Annotated in this window: 15 protein-coding genes; 10 read left to right on the top strand and 5 right to left on the bottom strand. The window is 65.1% G+C overall.

The genetic code is table 11. From position 1 onward, the window contains the following. The coding region (locus tag VNK82_11040) for a tetratricopeptide repeat protein (GenBank protein HXE91488.1) at window positions 1-1066 on the top strand (1066 nt) is incomplete at its 5' end. Between the two features lie 89 nt (window positions 1067-1155). On the opposite strand, the gene VNK82_11035 is transcribed toward VNK82_11040, so the two are convergent. Together VNK82_11035 and VNK82_11030 are read right to left on the bottom strand one after the other, a co-directional pair. Then, window positions 1156-2385: a hypothetical protein gene (locus VNK82_11035; GenBank protein HXE91487.1), complete on the bottom strand. Its 1230-nt coding sequence runs from the start codon at window positions 2383-2385 to the stop codon at window positions 1156-1158. Window positions 2386-2658: 273 nt separating this feature from the next. After that, window positions 2659-3372, bottom strand: coding sequence for an MOSC domain-containing protein (locus tag VNK82_11030; GenBank protein HXE91486.1), 714 nt, complete (start codon window positions 3370-3372; stop codon window positions 2659-2661). A gap of 89 nt (window positions 3373-3461) precedes the next feature. Here VNK82_11030 and VNK82_11025 point away from each other — a divergent pair, with 89 nt between their 5' ends. Next, a complete protein-coding gene (locus VNK82_11025; protein ID HXE91485.1) occupies window positions 3462-4424 on the top strand; it encodes a radical SAM protein in 963 nt (320 codons plus the stop codon). A 42-nt stretch (window positions 4425-4466) separates the two neighbouring features. Here the strand turns inward: VNK82_11025 and VNK82_11020 are convergent, their stop codons facing one another. After that, on the bottom strand, window positions 4467-5309 hold the full coding sequence (locus VNK82_11020; GenBank protein HXE91484.1) for a purine-nucleoside phosphorylase: 843 nt from the start codon (window positions 5307-5309) through the stop codon (window positions 4467-4469). A gap of 168 nt (window positions 5310-5477) precedes the next feature. Here VNK82_11020 and VNK82_11015 point away from each other — a divergent pair, with 168 nt between their 5' ends. Continuing rightward, window positions 5478-6188 (top strand): hypothetical protein, encoded by a 711-nt coding sequence (locus VNK82_11015; GenBank protein ID HXE91483.1) that lies wholly within the window; start codon window positions 5478-5480, stop codon window positions 6186-6188. A gap of 68 nt (window positions 6189-6256) precedes the next feature. Here VNK82_11015 and VNK82_11010 read toward each other — a convergent pair whose 3' ends face one another. Then, window positions 6257-7849, bottom strand: a complete 1593-nt coding sequence (locus tag VNK82_11010) for a S41 family peptidase (protein ID HXE91482.1) — start codon at window positions 7847-7849, stop codon at window positions 6257-6259. Between the two features lie 191 nt (window positions 7850-8040). Further along, complete coding sequence (locus VNK82_11005; GenBank protein HXE91481.1) at window positions 8041-9036, bottom strand: RHS repeat-associated core domain-containing protein; 996 nt, start codon at window positions 9034-9036, stop codon at window positions 8041-8043. Between the two features lie 122 nt (window positions 9037-9158). Between VNK82_11005 and VNK82_11000 the strand changes: the two genes are divergently transcribed. From VNK82_11000 to VNK82_10970, 7 genes are all read left to right on the top strand, one after another. Next, complete coding sequence (locus VNK82_11000; GenBank protein HXE91480.1) at window positions 9159-9497, top strand: twin-arginine translocase TatA/TatE family subunit; 339 nt, start codon at window positions 9159-9161, stop codon at window positions 9495-9497. Next, on the top strand, window positions 9490-10293 hold the full coding sequence (tatC, locus tag VNK82_10995) for a twin-arginine translocase subunit TatC (GenBank protein ID HXE91479.1): 804 nt from the start codon (window positions 9490-9492) through the stop codon (window positions 10291-10293). The genes VNK82_11000 and tatC overlap by 8 nt, the downstream gene beginning before the upstream one ends. After that, entirely contained in the window at window positions 10290-11282 is a 993-nt protein-coding gene (locus tag VNK82_10990) for a M28 family peptidase (protein HXE91478.1), read from the top strand. Before tatC ends, VNK82_10990 begins: the two co-directional genes overlap by 4 nt. A gap of 318 nt (window positions 11283-11600) precedes the next feature. Next, window positions 11601-12209: a hypothetical protein gene (locus tag VNK82_10985; protein HXE91477.1), complete on the top strand. Its 609-nt coding sequence runs from the start codon at window positions 11601-11603 to the stop codon at window positions 12207-12209. A gap of 137 nt (window positions 12210-12346) precedes the next feature. Beyond that, complete coding sequence (locus VNK82_10980) at window positions 12347-13813, top strand: M20/M25/M40 family metallo-hydrolase (protein ID HXE91476.1); 1467 nt, start codon at window positions 12347-12349, stop codon at window positions 13811-13813. 232 nt (window positions 13814-14045) lie between these two features. After that, window positions 14046-15845 carry a sodium:solute symporter family protein gene (locus VNK82_10975; protein ID HXE91475.1) on the top strand — a complete coding sequence of 600 codons (1800 nt, stop codon included), beginning with the start codon at window positions 14046-14048 and terminating at the stop codon, window positions 15843-15845. A 47-nt stretch (window positions 15846-15892) separates the two neighbouring features. Then, entirely contained in the window at window positions 15893-16855 is a 963-nt protein-coding gene (locus tag VNK82_10970; protein ID HXE91474.1) for a TerC family protein, read from the top strand. Window positions 16856-16858: the final 3 nt, after the last annotated feature.

Genomic DNA, 16858 nt, shown 5'->3' with positions numbered 1-16858 from the left:
CTCCGGCAACCGCCTGCGCATCAGCGGGCAACTGGTGGACACGCAGACCGACTTTCCGCTGTGGTCGGAGCGCTACGACCGCGAGATGAAGGACGTGTTCGAGGTGCAGGACGAGATCGCGCGCAAGATCGCCGAGGCGCTGCGCATCACGCTCTCGCCGCAGGAGAAGGAAGGCATTGGCGTCAAGCCCACTCAGAACCTGCAGGCCTACGACCTCTATCTGCGCGGCAAGAGCTTCGCCCGGCGGCGCACCCGCCAGGACCTGGAGTTCGCCCTGCAGATGTTCGAGAGCGCCGTCAGCCTGGATCCCAACTTTGCGCTCGCCCATGCGGCGGTGGCCAACGCCTGCGCCCAGTACCATCTCCACTTCCAGCGCGAGGCGGCCTGGATCGAACGTGCCAAGAGCGCCTGCCAGCGGGCCGCCGCCCTGCAACCGCAACTGCCGGAGGTGATGGTGGCGCAGGCCTGGCTGCACTACGCCGAGCAGAAGTTTGACGACGCCATCGGCAGCGCGCAGCAGGCCATCGAGCGCAAGCGCGACAGCGAAGGCGCCTACTACATCCTCGGCCGCGCGCTGTTTTCCGCGGGCCGTTACCAGGAGGCTGCCGGCATCGCCGAGGCGGCCATCGAAGCCTCCGGCGACGACTACAACATCTACGTTCCCATCCAGAACGCTCTGGGCGCGCTGGGCAAGGAGGAGGCCCTGCGCAACTTCCGGCTGCAACGCATCCAGGCGCTGGAGCAGCATCTGAAGCAGGTGCCGGAGGACGCCCGTGCCCGCTCGCATCTGGCCATCTCCTACGCCACGACTGGACGTCCTGAAGACGCTATCCGCGAGATCAATCTGGCCGTGGCCCTGCGCCCCGATGACGCGCTGCTGCTCTACAATGCCGCCTGCATCTTTTGCCTGATGAAGAAAAAGCCGGAGGCCATGGAGGCGCTGCGCAAGGCGTGGCACGCCGGCTACAAGGATGCGAGCTGGGCGCGCCGCGATCCCGACCTCGCCCTGCTCCACGACGAACCTGAGTTCGACAAGCTCTACCCGCCAAGCCCGCCTGCGGACTGAAAGAAAAGCCTTTTACCGCCGAGCACGCCGAGAATGCTTGATTTGATTTCGGGGCACGCCTGAAGGCGTGCCCTGATACAGAAGAGCCACTACCGCCGCTGAAAGAACGTCCCATCCAGAATAACGCCGCCGCCGTCGCGCAGGCGGATGAGGCTCATGCGCTGCACGCGGCCATCGGCCCCGTGGAAGACGGCGTCATAGCCCTCCACCGTCAGCTGGCCGCGCGTCGAGGATTCCCCGTAGCTGGCCGCACCCTCGACGCTCGAGCCCATGGCCGAGCCGAAGAGGTAGTTGCCGGCCGCGTCCACAGTCAGCTCGTTCACCTGCGTGGTCGCCGGACCGGAGCCCAGGTTGAGCCACGCGGTGCTGTGCGTGCCCTCCCAGGAGCCCGCCATTTCCGCCGGACGGACCGCGTACGCACGGCCGTAGCGTTTGCCCTGAAAGAAGATGCCGGTGTCGGTGAGCTGGAGTGGCCCCTGCCACACGTTGCCGTCGGCCCATTGGATGCGCAGCGTCGTGCCCGCCATGTCCCAGCGCCCGCAGGCGTCCGGGTTCTCCGCTTGGAGCGCGTTCCAGTCGATGCGATTCAGGCCGCCGCGCGGCAGGTTGTGATACACGCGCCCGCCCGGAAGGAAGAGCAGGAACACCGGGTTGCCGCTCAGCACGCTGACACCGACGAACAGTCCCTGCGGACGTCCGTTGACCACGCCGGCTTCGGGTAAAGGTTCGCCGCCGCGGGCAGCCGGGGCCGGCGCGGCGCTTTGCGGGGAAGACGGCGCAGGTGTTGCCGCAGGCGATCGCGCCGGTCCGGTCGCCGTTGCCGCCGCCGAGCCGACACGCAGGCTCTCGAACAATCCCTGTAGCGGTGCCAGGTAGCGGTGGAATGCAGCTTCGCTGGTTGCCACACCCATGGCCAGCGTCGCCTGCTTTCCGTCGGACACTGCGTGGAACATTTGCAGGCGGACGTTGCCTTCGGCGTCCTGCACCGTACGCGCCGTGGTCAGCGTGTCGAGGCCGCCGATCTTTTGGGTGGTCACCTCGCCGGTTTGGAGCACCTTGGCCTGCGGGTTGAGGTTGGCCGCCATCTGCTGCTCGAGCCATTTGGCCAAGGTGACGCTGCCCAGTTTGGCCGCGCCGTCGAGTACCACCACGACCATGGTTTCTTCGTCGGCGTCGGCGGGAGCCAGGACCAGTTTTCCGCCCTGTTCGGCGGTGGCCCAGCCCGCGGGCGGCGAGAACGTGACCCCGTGGAAATCCTCAGCCGCCGAAGGGAAGGTGAGCAGAAGGGCGAGCAGGCAGGGCAGGGCGGTGGTCCGCATCAGAGGTCTCCTTCATGCACGCCCGCCGCGGGGATTGTAGTGCAGAAAGGCGCTGTCCGCCATACGCTCTCCGCTTTCCGTTCAAAGGCGGAGAGCGCGTAGCGCATCTCGAAACTTGAAAGACCAATCGAGTTCCGCCCTTCCGTTCACAGATCATGGTTCGCAGTTCACAATTCGCGGCCACACCCCTTCCGTTCGCTTGATGGAAGGTCACCTGCGGAGCAGGTGCCAAGCCTCGCGGTAGCGCTCAAAGCTTCCGGGGCAACGACCTTGTTACGACTCGAGGCTAATGACATCCCCGGCACGGACTTCGCCCGGGGTAAGCACCGTCGCGTAGATTCCGGCGCACTGGTTGTGCTGCTGCACGACGCACTTCAGAATTTCGGGCGTCGATTTGCCGGTGGCGGGATCGAGGGTGATCATCACGCAGCGCTCATCCACCTCGGTGACGGCGATGCGCGCCTGGTTGCCGATGCGGAGCGTCTTGCCGACCCATTGCAATTCAGCGAATGCTTCGTCGTTTGCCAGATCGACCAGCAGGTTGGGACGGAACCGCCAGGGATCCTCCCTGGTGCCGGTTTCCTCCGCGATGCGCGCGACCGTTTGCCGGCTGATGAGCGATACGGGAGCGATGTCATAGGAGCCGCGATGGTCGCGCAGCAGGAACACGGATTTGCCGTAGCGCGCCTCGAGCGCCTGCCGAAGCTCGTCGCTCTCCACCCGCCAGCGCTCACCGCTCGCGATGGTGACCTTCACGGAGACATCGGGCGTACCTGCCTTCTCGACCGAAGTCTGGTAGCGCAGAAGCTCCGGAAGTTCACGTCCGGTGAGCCAGGGAAAGGCACTGCGGGAGTCGGATCGCACGAAAGCATAGCGCCGGTCCTCCTCGAAGCCTTGCAGGGTCAGCCGCAGCGACGGCAGCGCCTCACCCTGCATCGACTTGACGGGATAGCGCGCCAGCTGGCGAATCACACCCACCGTTTGCATCGCAAACCTCCTGGGGATTCTCTCATATTGCTCACAGGGCCTGAGATTGAACAGCCCCTGTGCTGCGCCTAAAATCTGCGGTAGAGGCCGTGTCCACCGCCCTCCAAACCCGCGCCACCTTCCAGCCCGCCTATCTCGCGCTATGGCGTTCGGGGGAGCTGGCGCGGCGCGTGGAGCGCGCTCTGGCCAAACTGGAAGACTGCGTGCTCTGCCCGCGCGATTGCCACGTCAATCGCCTGGCAGACAAGTTCGCCGTTTGCCGCGTGGGGCGTTACGCGCACGTCGCCAGCCACTTCCCGCACTTCGGGGAGGAGGACTGCCTGCGGGGCACGCGCGGCTCCGGCACCATCTTCTTCAGCGGCTGCAACCTGCGCTGCGTCTTCTGCCAGAACTTCGACATCAGTTGGAGACTCGAAGGCGAAGTGGCCACGCCTGCGCGCCTGGCGGAGATGATGCTGGAACTCCAGGCCCGCGGCTGCCACAACATCAACTTCGTCACTCCCGAGCACGTGGTGCCGCAGATCTTGGAAGGGCTGCTGCCGGCGGTCGAAGGCGGGCTGCGCCTGCCGCTGGTCTATAACACCAGCGCCTACGACTCGCTCGATTCGCTCGAATTGATGGACGGCATCATCGACATCTACATGCCCGACTTCAAGTTCTGGGAGGGCGAGATGGCGCGCCGCTACGTGCGCGCACCCAACTATCCCGAGGCCGCCCGCCGCGCCATCCAGGAGATGCACCGCCAGGTCGGGCCGCTGGTCCTCGATGAAAATGGCCTCGCCCTGCGCGGCGTGCTGCTGCGCCACCTGGTGATGCCTGGCGACGTCGCCGGCACGCGTCAGATCATGCAATGGATCGCCCAGGAACTGGGCCCGGAGACCTACGTCAACGTGATGGCGCAGTACTATCCCGCCGGCAAGGTCACGGACAGCGAGCATGCCGAGATCAACCGCGCCATCACCCGCGAGGAGTTCGGCGCCGCGCTCGCCGCGGCCGGTGAGGCCGGCCTGCCGCGCCTGGATGGACGTTCCGCGCTGCGCGTCCTGCGCTAATCCGCGTTCATCCGCGTCAATCCGCGGCCAAGGATTTTTGAATCACGAGTCCGCGATCCGGACGATGACGCTTTCCAACAGCCGCCCCAGCTTCTCACTCGCATCCGCCGCTTTCGCCAGCACCTCCTCGTGCGTCAGCTTTCTCTTGCTCAGCCCCGCCGCCAGGTTGGTGACCACGGAGATGGCGAGCACCTCCATGCCCATCTGGCGCGCGGCGATCGTCTCCTGCACCGTGGACATGCCCACCAGATCGGCGCCGATGCGCCGCAGGAAGGCGATCTCCGCTGGCGTCTCATACACCGGCCCGAGCACGCCCGCATAGACGCCTTCCCCAAGGGGAATGTCCAGATGGCGAGCCTGCGCGCGGGCCAGGCGGCGCAGTGCCGGGGAGTAGGCTGCCGTCATGTCGAGGAAGTGCGGGCCGAACTCTTCGCGCTGCCCGCGCAGCGGATTGGTACCCTGCAGATTGATGTGATCACGCACCACCGCCAGGCGGCCGGCAGGGAAGCGGCGGCTGAGCCCGCCGGCCGCGTTCGACAAAATCAGCGTGCGCACGCCCATCTGCGCCAGGACGCGCACCGGGAGGACGACCTCGCCGGCGCTGTAACCCTCGTAGAGATGAGGACGTCCTTCGAGCACGGCCACGGGAATCGTGCGCATCCTGCCTGAGCGCAGCACACCGAAGCTCGCGACTCCGGCGTGACCGGGCGCGGTGGGACGCGGGAATCCGGGGATCTGGTCGAACGGGATGCGAACCCGGTCTTGCAGCCGGCCGGCGAACGCTCCCAGCCCCGAGCCCAGAATGACCGCGATTCGCGGCCGCATCCGCACGCGGCGCAGCAGAAAGCGCGCGGCACGGCGGGCGCGGGAGAGCTCGCTGGGCATCGGTAGGTCCGAGGGCGATCAGAAAATCTGGCGCTGGCGGCGCGCAGTATACAACCGCTGCGTGGGCGGGACGCACCAAAGTAATAGCCGTCGCGATTACGGTAACCCGGCCGGGGTTACAATCGGGATGTTCCCTCGGGCGCGGAGACCTCCTACGATGTAGGCAGGATGATGAGTACTCAGGCAGAAAGTCGGAGGCTGCACCGGTATCAGCTCAACCTGCCGATCAAGGTTCGCTGGAGCAGCGGCGAGCAGAGCGGCACGGCCGCCGGCATGATCCGCGACATCAACGAGAAAGGCGTCTACTTCCTGACCGGCTCCGAAGTGCCCGCCGAAGCCTTTATCGAATTCATCCTGGAACGTCCGGCCGAGCTCAGCACCGACAGTGTGCGCCGCCTGCTGTTCTCCGGGAAGGTGGTGCGCGTGGAAGCCAGCGGCAATCAGACCGGCGTGGCCGCCCAGCTCGAGCAGTGCCAGCAACTGAGCGACAGCCAGGCCGAGGAAGCCGCCGCCAAGATCGCCGGCGACTGGCGCGAACAGATCGAAGCCTACATGAAGGACCAGCAGGAGAAAGAGAAAGAAATCAAGAAGCAGTACAATTCGCGCGCGAATCTCGCTTCGCAGATCGGCGCCGTGGTTTTGGGCGTTGCCCTGGCCTTGATCCTGGCCAGTTGGTACTTCAAGAAAGAACCCGACCTGCTGCAACGGCAGCTCACTGCCGGCAACCCCAACGCGCAGGTCTGGGTGCACATGAAATCCGGCCTCTATTACTGCAAGGATGATCGGGACTACGGCAACCTGCATCCGGGAAGATACACGAACCAGCGCGAGGCCCAGCTCAACTACAACCGCCCGGCCACCGGGCGGCCGTGCCCGTAGACGCGTCTCCTCTCCTCCCATGAAAAAAGACCGCCGGCTGCGGGCCTTTTGCGGGGTCGTAAGCCGCCCTAGCGCGGGATGGTTTGCGACTGGTTGCGTTCGGCGAGGATCTTGCGTGCATTCTCCGCCAGTTCCCTGGCCTGGGGCAGTAGCTCCACCGCTTTGCGCACCTGGGGATCGGTCTCCGCTCGCACCCGCAGGCCTTCCTGCTGGCCGAACTCCGCAATGAAGATCTCTGCCTTGATGTTGGAGCGCAGCCAATCGTCCACTTCCAGCAGTTCCGCTTCGGTGTAGGGGATCTTCTCGTCGTCGAGAAACTTGCGGAACTCGATCAGCACGACGTCATCCACCTTGAAGCTGCGGTCCACGTGGCGATGCAGCAGGTAGCGCTTGGCGAAGTTGAAGAAGGCGTAGCGTTGCAACAGCGAATCCTGGAAGCGGTTGGTGCGCGCAGATTCCAGCTTGACGTCCGGGCTGATGCCGCCGCCGCCGTACACCGGCCGGCCGCTGTCGGTCATGCGCACTTCGCGCTGCCCGCCATTGTTACCATTTCCGTTATTAGTATAGTAGTCATAAAGGCTAACGCCGGCGTATTCGCGCTGGATGAGGCGGCCGCTGGGCGTGAAGTACTTGGCCGTGGTCAGGGCGAGGCCGGTGTTTTCCGAAAGCGGGTAGACGGTCTGGACCAGGCCCTTGCCGAAGGTGGTTTCGCCGACGACCAGGCCGCGGTCGTGGTCCTGGATGGCGCCCGCCAGAATCTCGGCGGCGGAGGCGGTGCCCCGGTTGACCAGCACGACCAGGGGATACTCGCGGCCGTTGTTGCCCTCGCGGGCGCGATAGACCTTCTCCTGCGAAGCGCGGCCGGAGTGGCGCACGATGATGGCGCCCTTGCGCAGGAAGTTATCGGCCACGGCGACGGCTTCACTCAACAGGCCGCCGGGGTTCTGGCGCAGATCGAGGACCAGTCCCTTCAGCTCGCCGAACTGCTCCAGGGCTTCGGCGACTTCCTGCTCGGTGGTCTCATTGAAGCTGGAGATGTGCAGGTAGCCGACGCCGGGCGAGAGCTCGAAGTGGACGTCCACGGAGTCGCGCGGGATCTCGTCGCGCACCACGGTGAACTCAAGCGGACCGTCGGTGCCCTCGCGCAGGATGGTGATGCGCACCGGGGTGCCCTTGGGGCCCTTGAGCAAATCGGCGACTTCGCCGGTGGAGAGGTTGTCGGTGGGCTTGCCGTCCACGGCGGCGATGATATCCCCGGGGCGGATGCCGGCGCGGTAGGCGGGCGTGCCCACGAAGGGGGCGATCACGATGACCTTGTTGTTGCGCGGTCCCACCTGCATGCCTACGCCGTAATACTTGCCGCGCTGATCTTCGCGCAGCAGGGAGTAGGACTTGGGATCGAAGAAGTTGGAATGCGGATCGAGCACGCGCAGCATGCCGGGGATGGCGCCGTTGTAGATGGCCTTGTCGGCGTTGACCGGGTCGGCGTAGTTATCTTCGACCACGCGATAGACGTCGGCGAAGACGCGGACCTGATCCTCGATCTCCGAGCCGGAAGCGGGAGTGGGGCTGATGCGCTGGCCGAACAACACGCCCAGGGAACCGCAGGCGAGGATGACCAGAAGAACGAGCAGAGCAGAGCGGCGGGAACGACCAGCCATCGTGACAGCGACCTCCGGGGCGCGCAAACTCCTCGGGGGCGCGCCACACCGTCATTTGATCCGAGTATAGCACGGCGTTCAAGCGGGGCCGCGCAGGGCCCGGAACGTTTTGGTACCCGGGACGTTACAGCTATTTAGACGCAGGGAAAGGCGGGAGGGGTGCAGGGGAGAGGAAGTAAAGTGGGACAGGGCTAGTTGTGCGGCGTGACTTCTACATTCAATGTAGCTGTGGCTACGAGGGCCCCGCATTCCGAAGTGCTTGCCCAAAATGTAAAACGGACCGGATTCACCCATCGGCGATTTCCGTTCGAGATTCCATTCCCTAGAACAGCGGCCCGTGTCGAGAGCGTCAGGCCTGTCGAGTTTATCCCTAGAGTTATGTTGACATTGGCACCGGCAAGAATATTACCCCCAAGACTGAAACTCGCGACGGCACTGGAACCGGGACAAGCTTTGTCATAGGGGACCGGCTTCTTGGGCTTTTCAGGTTCTCTGGGCTGCTGAGGTGCTGGACGGCCGCCGCAGGGAACCAAAAACATCCCAAGGCCAATGCCGACCGGGCACCAGGCTGAGCCTGGGCCATTGCCGATTGCATCGTTCTCTACGCCCTCGGCTATTGGACCATCCGTGGGGATGTCGTCGTGCCAAACGCAGTTCTTCTGCCCCGTGGGCGTCCCGTCGATGGTCACGTCTGTGCATGTCCATTCCAAGCCCAGTGGATCAACCAAGTTGCTGGGGTCATTCAACACATAGGCATAGCGATTGAGCGACTGGGGATTGGCCACGCTGCCGGCCAGCGGGTCGGGCTGGTAGAAGCGGCCCAGGGTCGAGCCGTAGTGGCGGAAGATGGCGTAGTCCAGGTTCGATTCTGAGTCGCGCTCGTAGCCGGTGAACTTGTACTTGCTGCCGCTCGAGTAATAGCTGCGCAGGCCGCCAAAGGGGTAGAAGTCCAGGTCCTCGACGTAGCTGCCGGTCGAGGTCAGCACCCGGGTCGAGCCCAGGTGGTCGGCGAAATAGTAGTGCACGTCGCCCGTGGAAAGCCGCCGCGCTACCTTGCGGCCGGCGAAGTAGACGAACTCGTCGGTCATGCTGCCGCTGAGGTTGGATTCGGCCAGCGTGTCCACGCCCATGCCCCGCCAGTAGAGCTTGCCGCTCGAGGTCTTCACCCGCAAGGAGTGTAAACCCACGTTTGCGCCGAAGAGCATGGCGCGAACGTGGGGCACCTTCGAGGATGAGGAACTAGCAGACGTGGACCATCCGTCCCGCACCTCCACGCCACCTGGGTGTCCACCGCTGCTATCATCTCCCTATGAACCTGGGCTTTCCGGAGATGATGTTTCTCATCCTGCTGGCCCTGTTGATCTTCGGGCCGAAGAAGTTGCCGGAGATCGGGCGGCAGATCGGGCGGGGGCTGGCGGAGTTCAAGCGCGCCTCCAACGACTTCAAGCACCAGCTCGAGGACGAGGTGCGGCAACTGGAGATCGAAGAGGAGCGGAAGAAACAGATCCGTGCGCCGGAAGGGACGGTGGCGGCGCGGTCGGAGGCGGAATCGTCGCAGATCGGCGCGGGGACTGGCGCGGAAGGCGGCAGCGAACCGAGCGCGGGAAGCGGGCCCGGCGCCGAAACCGAGACCAGGACCAATGCCTGAAGCGGCCATGGACGCGGCCGGACGTGAAGGCGCGCAGGCGGAGGCGGCTGAGCCAATCGCCGCCATGAGCTTCCTGGAGCACCTGGAAGAGCTGCGCCGGCGGATCATCTATTCCATCATCGGTATCGCGGTGGGGTTCCTGGCGGCGTGGTCGTATGCCGACCGCATCTTCGGACTGATGCAGCAGCCCATCATCGAGGCGCTGCGGGCGCACAAGCTGGAAGACAAGCTGGTCTACCTGAGTCCCACCGAGCCCTTCAACATTTACTTGAAGGTTGGGTTGCTGGCGGGCGTGTTCATCTCCGCTCCCTTCGTGCTCTACCAGGTGTGGGCGTTCGTCGCCCCCGGCTTGTACCGGCACGAAAAGAAGTACGTGCTGCCCTTCCTCGGATGCACGGTGGGCTTGTTCCTGGCGGGCGGTTTGTTCGGCTACAAGATTGTTTATCCGGCGGCGCTCGATTTCCTGATCGGGTACGGGGAACAGTTCCGCCCGATGGTCACGATCGGCGAATACACCGACCTGTTCCTCACGGTGATCCTCGGGCTGGGGTTGGTGTTCGAGCTGCCGGTGGTGATCTTCTTCCTGGCGCTGATGGGCGTGGTGGACGCCGGTTTTCTGTGGCGGAACTTCCGCTATGCGATCCTGGGCGCGTTCACGGTGGCCGCCATCCTGACGCCGACCACTGACGTGGTGAACATGACCATCTTCGCCGCGCCGCTGATCGTGTTGTATGTGCTGAGTATCGGGATCGCGTGGGCGGTCAACCCGCGCCGCCGGGCACGAGCCGCGGCATGAGAAGCTGCGCGCGCTTGCTCGGAGTGATGGTGTGCCTGGGGAGCCTCGCCGCCTGCACCAAGGCGGAGCCGGAGCGCCGGGAATCCTCGAGCAAGACTGTTACGGCGCAACCGGCGGCGTCTGAGCCGGGTCCGGGCCTCGGAGCGACACAGCGTCCGGCCACGACGGTGGTGCGGCCGCGCGTCCAGGGCGAGCGCGCGCTGAGTTACGTGCGCCAGATCGTGGCGTTCGGGCCGCGGCCTCCGGGCAGCGAAGGACATCGCAAGGTGGAAGCCTACCTGCGCCGGCAACTCAAGAGCGACAACCTGGAAGAAGACGCCTGGACGGCGCAGACGCCTGCGGGTCCTCTGCCCATGCGGAACTTCGTGGCCAAGTTCCCGGGCGAGAAGGACGGGATCATCGTGCTGGCCACGCATTACGAGACCAACTACCCGCTCAAGAATTACGTCGGCGCGAACGACGGCGGGTCGAGCACGGGCCTGCTGCTGGAGCTGGCCCACCATCTGCGCGGCAAGAAGCGCAAGGGCTACAGCGTGTGGCTGGCGTTCCTGGACGGGGAAGAGGCGGTGCGGGAGTGGTCGGCTGCAGACAGCCTGTATGGCAGCCGCCGCCTGGCTGAGCGCTGGACGAAAGACGGAACCGTAAAGATGATCAAGGCCTTTCTGCTGGCCGACCTGGTGGGCGATCGGGAACTGCACATCGATCGCGATCTGAACTCGACGCCCTGGCTGCTGGATGTGGTGCAGCAGGCGGCGGCCAACCTGGGGTATCAGTCGTATTTCTTCCAACGGGCGGTCACAGTGGAGGACGACCACCTGCCGTTCCGCAATGCCGGCGTGCCGGTGGCCGATCTGATCGATTTCGAGTACGGCTACGGCAACGTGTTCCACCATACGCCGGAAGACACGTGGGACAAGTTGAGCGCGAAGAGTTTGCAGGTTGTCGGCGAAGTGATGCTGGAGACGGTGCGGTTGCTGGACGAGCGGTAGGAGCGCATTCCTCGTAAGGAGCGTTTTCAGGGGCGCCCTCCTATTGCCTCCTCGCTGACGCTCCCTTCGGCTTCTGCGCAGGGCAGGCTTCGTCCGCCGGACGCCGATCAGGAGGCGAGTTTACCGAGGGCCTGCTCGGCGCGGAAGCTGCGCTTCCGCGCGCTCGCCGCCCTGGGCTACTGTGTTCCGCCCGCACAAGGCGGGCGACGACGGTGCCGGAACATGCGGCCCGGCAACGGCCCAGAGAGCAGAGGAGAACACTGGTTCAAGAGTTCTGGAACCGGATTCGACGCCGATCGTATTTCGGAGGGAGTGAAAATGGGACAGGAAGCCATCTGTAAAGCGCAGTTCGGCGGGCGTTGGTCGCTCGGCAAGGCGCGGCTGGAGAGCCATGAATTGGCGTTCCGCGGCGATTTTGGTCTGCGTATCCCGTTTGCGGGCATGAAGTCCATAGCCGCCCGCGACGGGCGCCTGTTGGTGAAGTGTGCCGAGGGAACGGCCGTCTTCGAGCTGGGGCCGCAGGCGGAGAAGTGGGCGGCGAAGATCAAGAATCCGCCCAGCCTCATGGACAAGCTGGGCGTGAAGCCGGGGATGTGTGTTGCCGTTCTGGGCGTGAGCGACCCGGACTTTGCGCCGACGCTCAGAGAACGGCTGCGGAAGCCGGTCTCGCGGCGGCTGGTGAAGGGGCTGGACATCATCTTCTATAGCGCCACGCGGCGCGCGGAGTTGAAAAAGCTTGCCGCACTCCAGAGATATCTGCAACCGGCGGGCGCCATCTGGGTGATCCGTCCGAAGGGGACGCCGGAGATCAAAGATATGGACGTCATCGCGGCCGGCAAGGCGGCGGGGCTCGTGGACGTGAAGGTGGCCAGCTTCTCCCCGACGCACACGGCGGAGAAGCTGGTGATTCCGGTGAAAAAGCGATAAGCGATAAACGATAAGCAATAAGCAGTTAGCCATTGGCACTTGGCATTTAGCCACTGAGCGTGAGTGGCTGTGCCGGGCGAAGCTTGGTCCCTCCTTCCTCTTCATTTTTCCGCCTGCTTGGTTTCTAATTCGTCGCCATGTTCAAACGAACGGCAGTGACTGGGGTGTTGCTGTGTGCTGCACTGGTGACGGCAGCGCAGGCGCAGAGTGACGTCGAGCGCGTGCGCGATGAGGCGCTGAAGCCCTCGGCGTTGGGCGAGAACCTGCGGCGGCTGACCGACGAGATCGGCGGGCGGGTGCCCGGGACGCCGGCGATGGACCAGGCGATCCAGTGGGCCGTGGATGCGTTCCGGGCCACCGGTGCTGATAGCGTGCATCGCGAAGATTTCAGCATGCCGGTGGCGTGGTCGGAGGGCGCGACACAGGTGGAAGTCGTAGCGCCGGTGCGCTTCCGCGTGCGGGCGGTGTCGATGGCGTGGTCGCCGCCGACGCGGGGTGTGGTCCGGGCACGGGTCGTCGATGTTGGGCAGGGCAGTCCGGCGGAACTTGCGAAGGCGACGGATGTCCGTGGCGCGTTGCTGCTGGTGCGCAGCGAGCCGATGCGCACGTGGGCCGACCTGTTCGGCGAGTATCTGCGCGCACCGGCCATCGTGGAGACGGCGGTACGAGGCGGGGCGGCAGGCATTGCGTACATCTCCACGCGCGAGCACGATCTGCTCTATCGGCACATCAATATCAGCGACGGCAACGTCGACCGCCTGCCCATGGTGCAACTGGCGCGCGAGGACGGATTGCGCATCGCGCGCCTGCTGGAAGCGGGGAAAAAGGTGGAAGTTGAGTTCTCCCTGCCCAATCGCGTGGGGCCGGGGTTCACGACTGCGAACGTGGTGGCCGAGATCCGCGGGCGCGAGCAGCCCCAGGAGTTCGTGGTGCTGGGGGCGCATCTGGACTCGTGGGACCTGGGCACGGGGGCGCTGGACAACGGTTGCAACGCGGCGCTGGTCGTGGACGTGCTGCGCGCCATCAAGGCGTCCGGGGTCAGGCCGCGGCGCTCCATCCGGTTCATCTTGTTTTCCGGCGAGGAGCAGGGCTTGCTGGGTTCGAAGGCCTATGCGGCAGCGCATCGCGCCGAGCTGGATAACGCAGTGGCCGCTGTGATTTTCGATACCGGCATCGGCGAGGTGACCGGCTTCTCGCTGGGCGGGCGGAAAGACGTGGTCGCCGCCGCCGAGCGCATGGTCGCGCCGTTCCGCGAATGGGACGCCGCCACGCTGACCACGGACGCCTTCGTGGGCACGGACAATTTCGATTTCCTGCTGGAAGGCGTGCCGACGCTGGTGGCCAATCAAAAGGAAGCCAACTACCTGGTCAACTACCACGCCAGCTCGGACACTTTCGACAAGGTGGACCTCGATCGGCTGAAGAAGCACGTGGCCATCGCGGCCGGAGTGACCTTTGCGATCGCGGACGCCGAAGAGCGCGTAGGTCCCCGGCAGTCACGCGCCGAGGTGGAGCAGTTGCTGCGCGAGAGCGGCCTGGAGCAGCAGATGAAGACCTTCGGCCTGTGGGCGGACTGGGAAGCGAAGCGGCGCGGGCGGCAATGATTTCGCTTTGCGTGCTCGCTCCGCCATCGCTTCGCTCCGGCATCGGTCGCGCGCAGGTCTTTTCTCGTCTGACCCAGCGCTGAAGCGCTGGGCTACAAGGCGTCGCCCCCCGTCAGCGGGCTGGCACGAAGCGAATCCCGTGCCTCCTTTTTCCATCGAGCGGGCTGCCGCGGAGACCGACGAATCCGGAAAGTGTCTTCCCGCAGGTGGCAATAACCTCTAGTCTCGCTGCATGCAGCTCTCGGCGCTCGATTGGGCGGTGATCGTCGGCTACTTCGCGCTCAACCTGGGCGTGGGGCTGTGGTGGTACCGGCGGGCCAGCGGCAGCACGGCCGACTACTTCGTCAGCGGACGGCGTGCGCCGTGGTGGTTGGCGGGAACGTCGCTGGTAGCGACCACCTTTGCTGCGGACACGCCGCTGGTGGTGACCGGGCTGGTGTTCCGCTACGGGATCGCGGGCAACTGGCTGTGGTGGGGGCAGGCGCTGAGCGGGATGCTGACCGTGTTCTTCTTTGCGCGGCTGTGGCGGCGGGCCGGCGTCCTCACCGACATGGAGTTCGCCGAGTTGCGCTACGCCGGGCGTCCGGCCGCGTTCCTGCGCGGCTTCCGCGCGCTGTACTTCGCGCTGCCGGTGAACACCATCATCCTCGGCTGGGTGAACCTGGCCATGGCCAAGATCTTGGAGATCACGCTGGGCGTCGAGCGCCTGCATGCGGTGATGTTCTGCCTGGCGCTGACCATGATTTACACCACGGTCAGCGGGCTGTGGGCTGTGCTGTGGACGGACCTGGTGCAGTTCGCCCTGGCCATGTTCGTGGTGATCGCGCTGGCGGTGGCGGCGGTGCGAGCCGTGGGCGGGGTGGAAGCGCTCGCCGCGCGAGTGGCGGAAATGGATGCGGCGCGCGGCGCCGATTCACTCGGCTTCCTGCCGGGACCGGAGTCGGCGTGGTTCGCCATGTTCGTGGTCTATCTCAGCGTCAACTGGTGGGCGAGCTGGTATCCCGGTGCTGAGCCGGGCGGCGGCGGCTACGTGGCGCAGCGCATCTTTTCCGCGAAGGACGAGAAGCATTCGCTCGCGGCGACGCTATGGTTCAACCTGGCGCATTATGCATTGCGGCCGTGGCCGTGGATCCTCACGGCGCTGGCAGCGGTGGTGCTGTATCCGCAGGCGAAAGACCCGGAGGCCGCTTATGTGCGGGTGATGGTGGACCATTTGCCGGCCAGCCTGCGCGGGCTGATGCTGGCGGGCTTCGCCGCGGCCTACATGTCGACGGTGAGCACGCACATCAACTTGGGCGCCAGCTACCTGGTCAACGACTTCTACCGGCGTTTCCTGCGGCGTGGCGCGGACGAGCGGCATTACGTACTGGCGTCGCGCGCGGCCTCGGTACTGGTAGCGCTGGCAGCGGGTGTGGCCACGTACTTCATGACGTCGCTTGAAGGCGCGTGGAAGTTCCTCATCGCGCTGGGTGCGGGGGCGGGCCCGGTGTTCATGCTGCGCTGGTTCTGGTGGCGCATCAACGCCTGGTCGGAGGTGGCGGCGATGTCAGCGGCGGCGGTTTGGTCGCTGGTGTTGCAGTCGCGGCTGGCCACGCCGCTGACGGCGCAGCTTCGGGACTGGGATCCGCAGTTGCCCGTGGGACCGCTCGACCCGAACCATCCCCATGGATTCGCCTGGCTGATGGTGTTGACCGTGGGCTTCACGACCTTGGCATGGGTGACGGTGACGTTTCTGACGCCGCCCGAGCCCGAAGGTCATCTGCGCGCGTTCTACCGACGGGTGCGGCCGGCGAGCGCCGGATGGAGGCCCATCGCCCGGCTGGAAGGGGAAGCTTCCCGGCAGAGCCTGTGGTGGTCGGCGGCGGACTGGATCGCCGGCTGCGCGCTGGTGTATGGTGCGCTGTTCGGTGTCGGACGCCTGCTGTTCGGCGACCGGATGGGCGGCGCGGCGCTGCTGCTCACGGGTGCGGTCGCAGGAGCGTTCATCTTCTGGGACCTGCGGCGCCGCGGCTGGGAAGCCCTCAGCGGGTAGGCTGCGGCCTTCCGCTACAATGACGAGGGAAGCCGACTCGGCCGCGGATGACCGAACCCACCACCTTCTGGATCGCCTTCAACGCCTTCGTGGTCCTGATGCTGTTCCTGGACCTGAAGGTCTTCCACCGCAAGTCGCACGTCATTGAGTTCAAGGAGGCGCTGGCGTGGAGCGCCTTCTGGATCAGCCTGGCGGTGCTGTTCGCCATCGGTATCTATCTGTGGTGGCCGGAACCGGAGCTGCGCAAGACGAAGATGCTGGAGTTCGTCACCGGCTACCTGATCGAGGAGTCGCTCAGCGTCGATAACCTGTTCGTGTTCCTGCTGATCTTTTCCTATTTCAAGGTGCCGCGGCTCTACCAGCACAAGGTGCTGTTCTGGGGGATTGTCGGGGCGCTGGTGATGCGCATCACGTTCATCCTGCTGGGCGTGGCGCTGATCAAGAAGTTCCACTGGATCATCTACATCTTCGGCGCGCTGCTGATATACAGCGGCATCAAGCTCTTCCACCAGGAGGAAGCGGAGATCCACCCGGAGAAGAATCCGCTCCTGCGCTGGTTCCGCCGGTTCTATCCGGTGACGAAGCGTTACTACAACGGCCATTTCTTCATCCGCAAGCGGGGCGCATGGATTGCCACGCCCATGTTCCTGGTGCTGCTGGTGGTGGAAAGCACCGACGTTCTGTTCGCCGTGGACTCCATTCCGGCGGTGCTGGCCATCTCGCACGACCCGTTCATCGTGTACACCTCGAATGTGTTCGCCATCCTGGGGCTGCGCTCCATCTACTTCGCGCTGGCGGGCGTGATGCAAATCTTCCACTACCTGCACTACGGACTGAGCGCCATCCTGGTGTTCATCGGGGCGAAGATGATCATCTCCGGCTTCTACAAGATCCCCACCGGAGTGGCGCTGGCCGTAGTGGCCATCGTGCTGGGGATTTCCATCGTGGCCTCGGTGCTCAAGCCGCACAAGAAAGCCGAGTTCCCGCGGATCGAACCCTCGGAAGAGTAGTCG

The organism is Terriglobales bacterium (assembly GCA_035573675.1).
In the GTDB taxonomy this organism is placed as follows: Bacteria; Acidobacteriota; Terriglobia; order Terriglobales; family Acidobacteriaceae; genus DATMAB01.
Note: the sequence above shows the minus strand (reverse complement) of the source record. Positions and strands in the feature narration are given on the sequence as shown.

What these genes read in the sequence shown, in the direction of transcription:
- VNK82_11015 (HXE91483.1), top strand. Translation starts at nt 5,478, where the DNA reads ATGATGAGTACTCAGGCAGAAAGTCGGAGGCTGCACCGGTATCAGCTC.
- VNK82_11030 (HXE91486.1), bottom strand. Translation starts at nt 3,372, where the DNA reads ATGCAAACGGTGGGTGTGATTCGCCAGCTGGCGCGCTATCCCGTCAAG.
- VNK82_11020 (HXE91484.1), bottom strand. Translation starts at nt 5,309, where the DNA reads ATGCCCAGCGAGCTCTCCCGCGCCCGCCGTGCCGCGCGCTTTCTGCTG.
- VNK82_10985 (HXE91477.1), top strand. Translation starts at nt 11,601, where the DNA reads ATGGGACAGGAAGCCATCTGTAAAGCGCAGTTCGGCGGGCGTTGGTCG.
- VNK82_11035 (HXE91487.1), bottom strand. Translation starts at nt 2,385, where the DNA reads ATGCGGACCACCGCCCTGCCCTGCCTGCTCGCCCTTCTGCTCACCTTC.
- VNK82_10970 (HXE91474.1), top strand. Translation starts at nt 15,893, where the DNA reads ATGACCGAACCCACCACCTTCTGGATCGCCTTCAACGCCTTCGTGGTC.
- VNK82_11010 (HXE91482.1), bottom strand. Translation starts at nt 7,849, where the DNA reads ATGGCTGGTCGTTCCCGCCGCTCTGCTCTGCTCGTTCTTCTGGTCATC.
- tatC (HXE91479.1), top strand. Translation starts at nt 9,490, where the DNA reads ATGCCTGAAGCGGCCATGGACGCGGCCGGACGTGAAGGCGCGCAGGCG.
- VNK82_10975 (HXE91475.1), top strand. Translation starts at nt 14,046, where the DNA reads ATGCAGCTCTCGGCGCTCGATTGGGCGGTGATCGTCGGCTACTTCGCG.
- VNK82_11000 (HXE91480.1), top strand. Translation starts at nt 9,159, where the DNA reads ATGAACCTGGGCTTTCCGGAGATGATGTTTCTCATCCTGCTGGCCCTG.
- VNK82_10980 (HXE91476.1), top strand. Translation starts at nt 12,347, where the DNA reads ATGTTCAAACGAACGGCAGTGACTGGGGTGTTGCTGTGTGCTGCACTG.
- VNK82_10990 (HXE91478.1), top strand. Translation starts at nt 10,290, where the DNA reads ATGAGAAGCTGCGCGCGCTTGCTCGGAGTGATGGTGTGCCTGGGGAGC.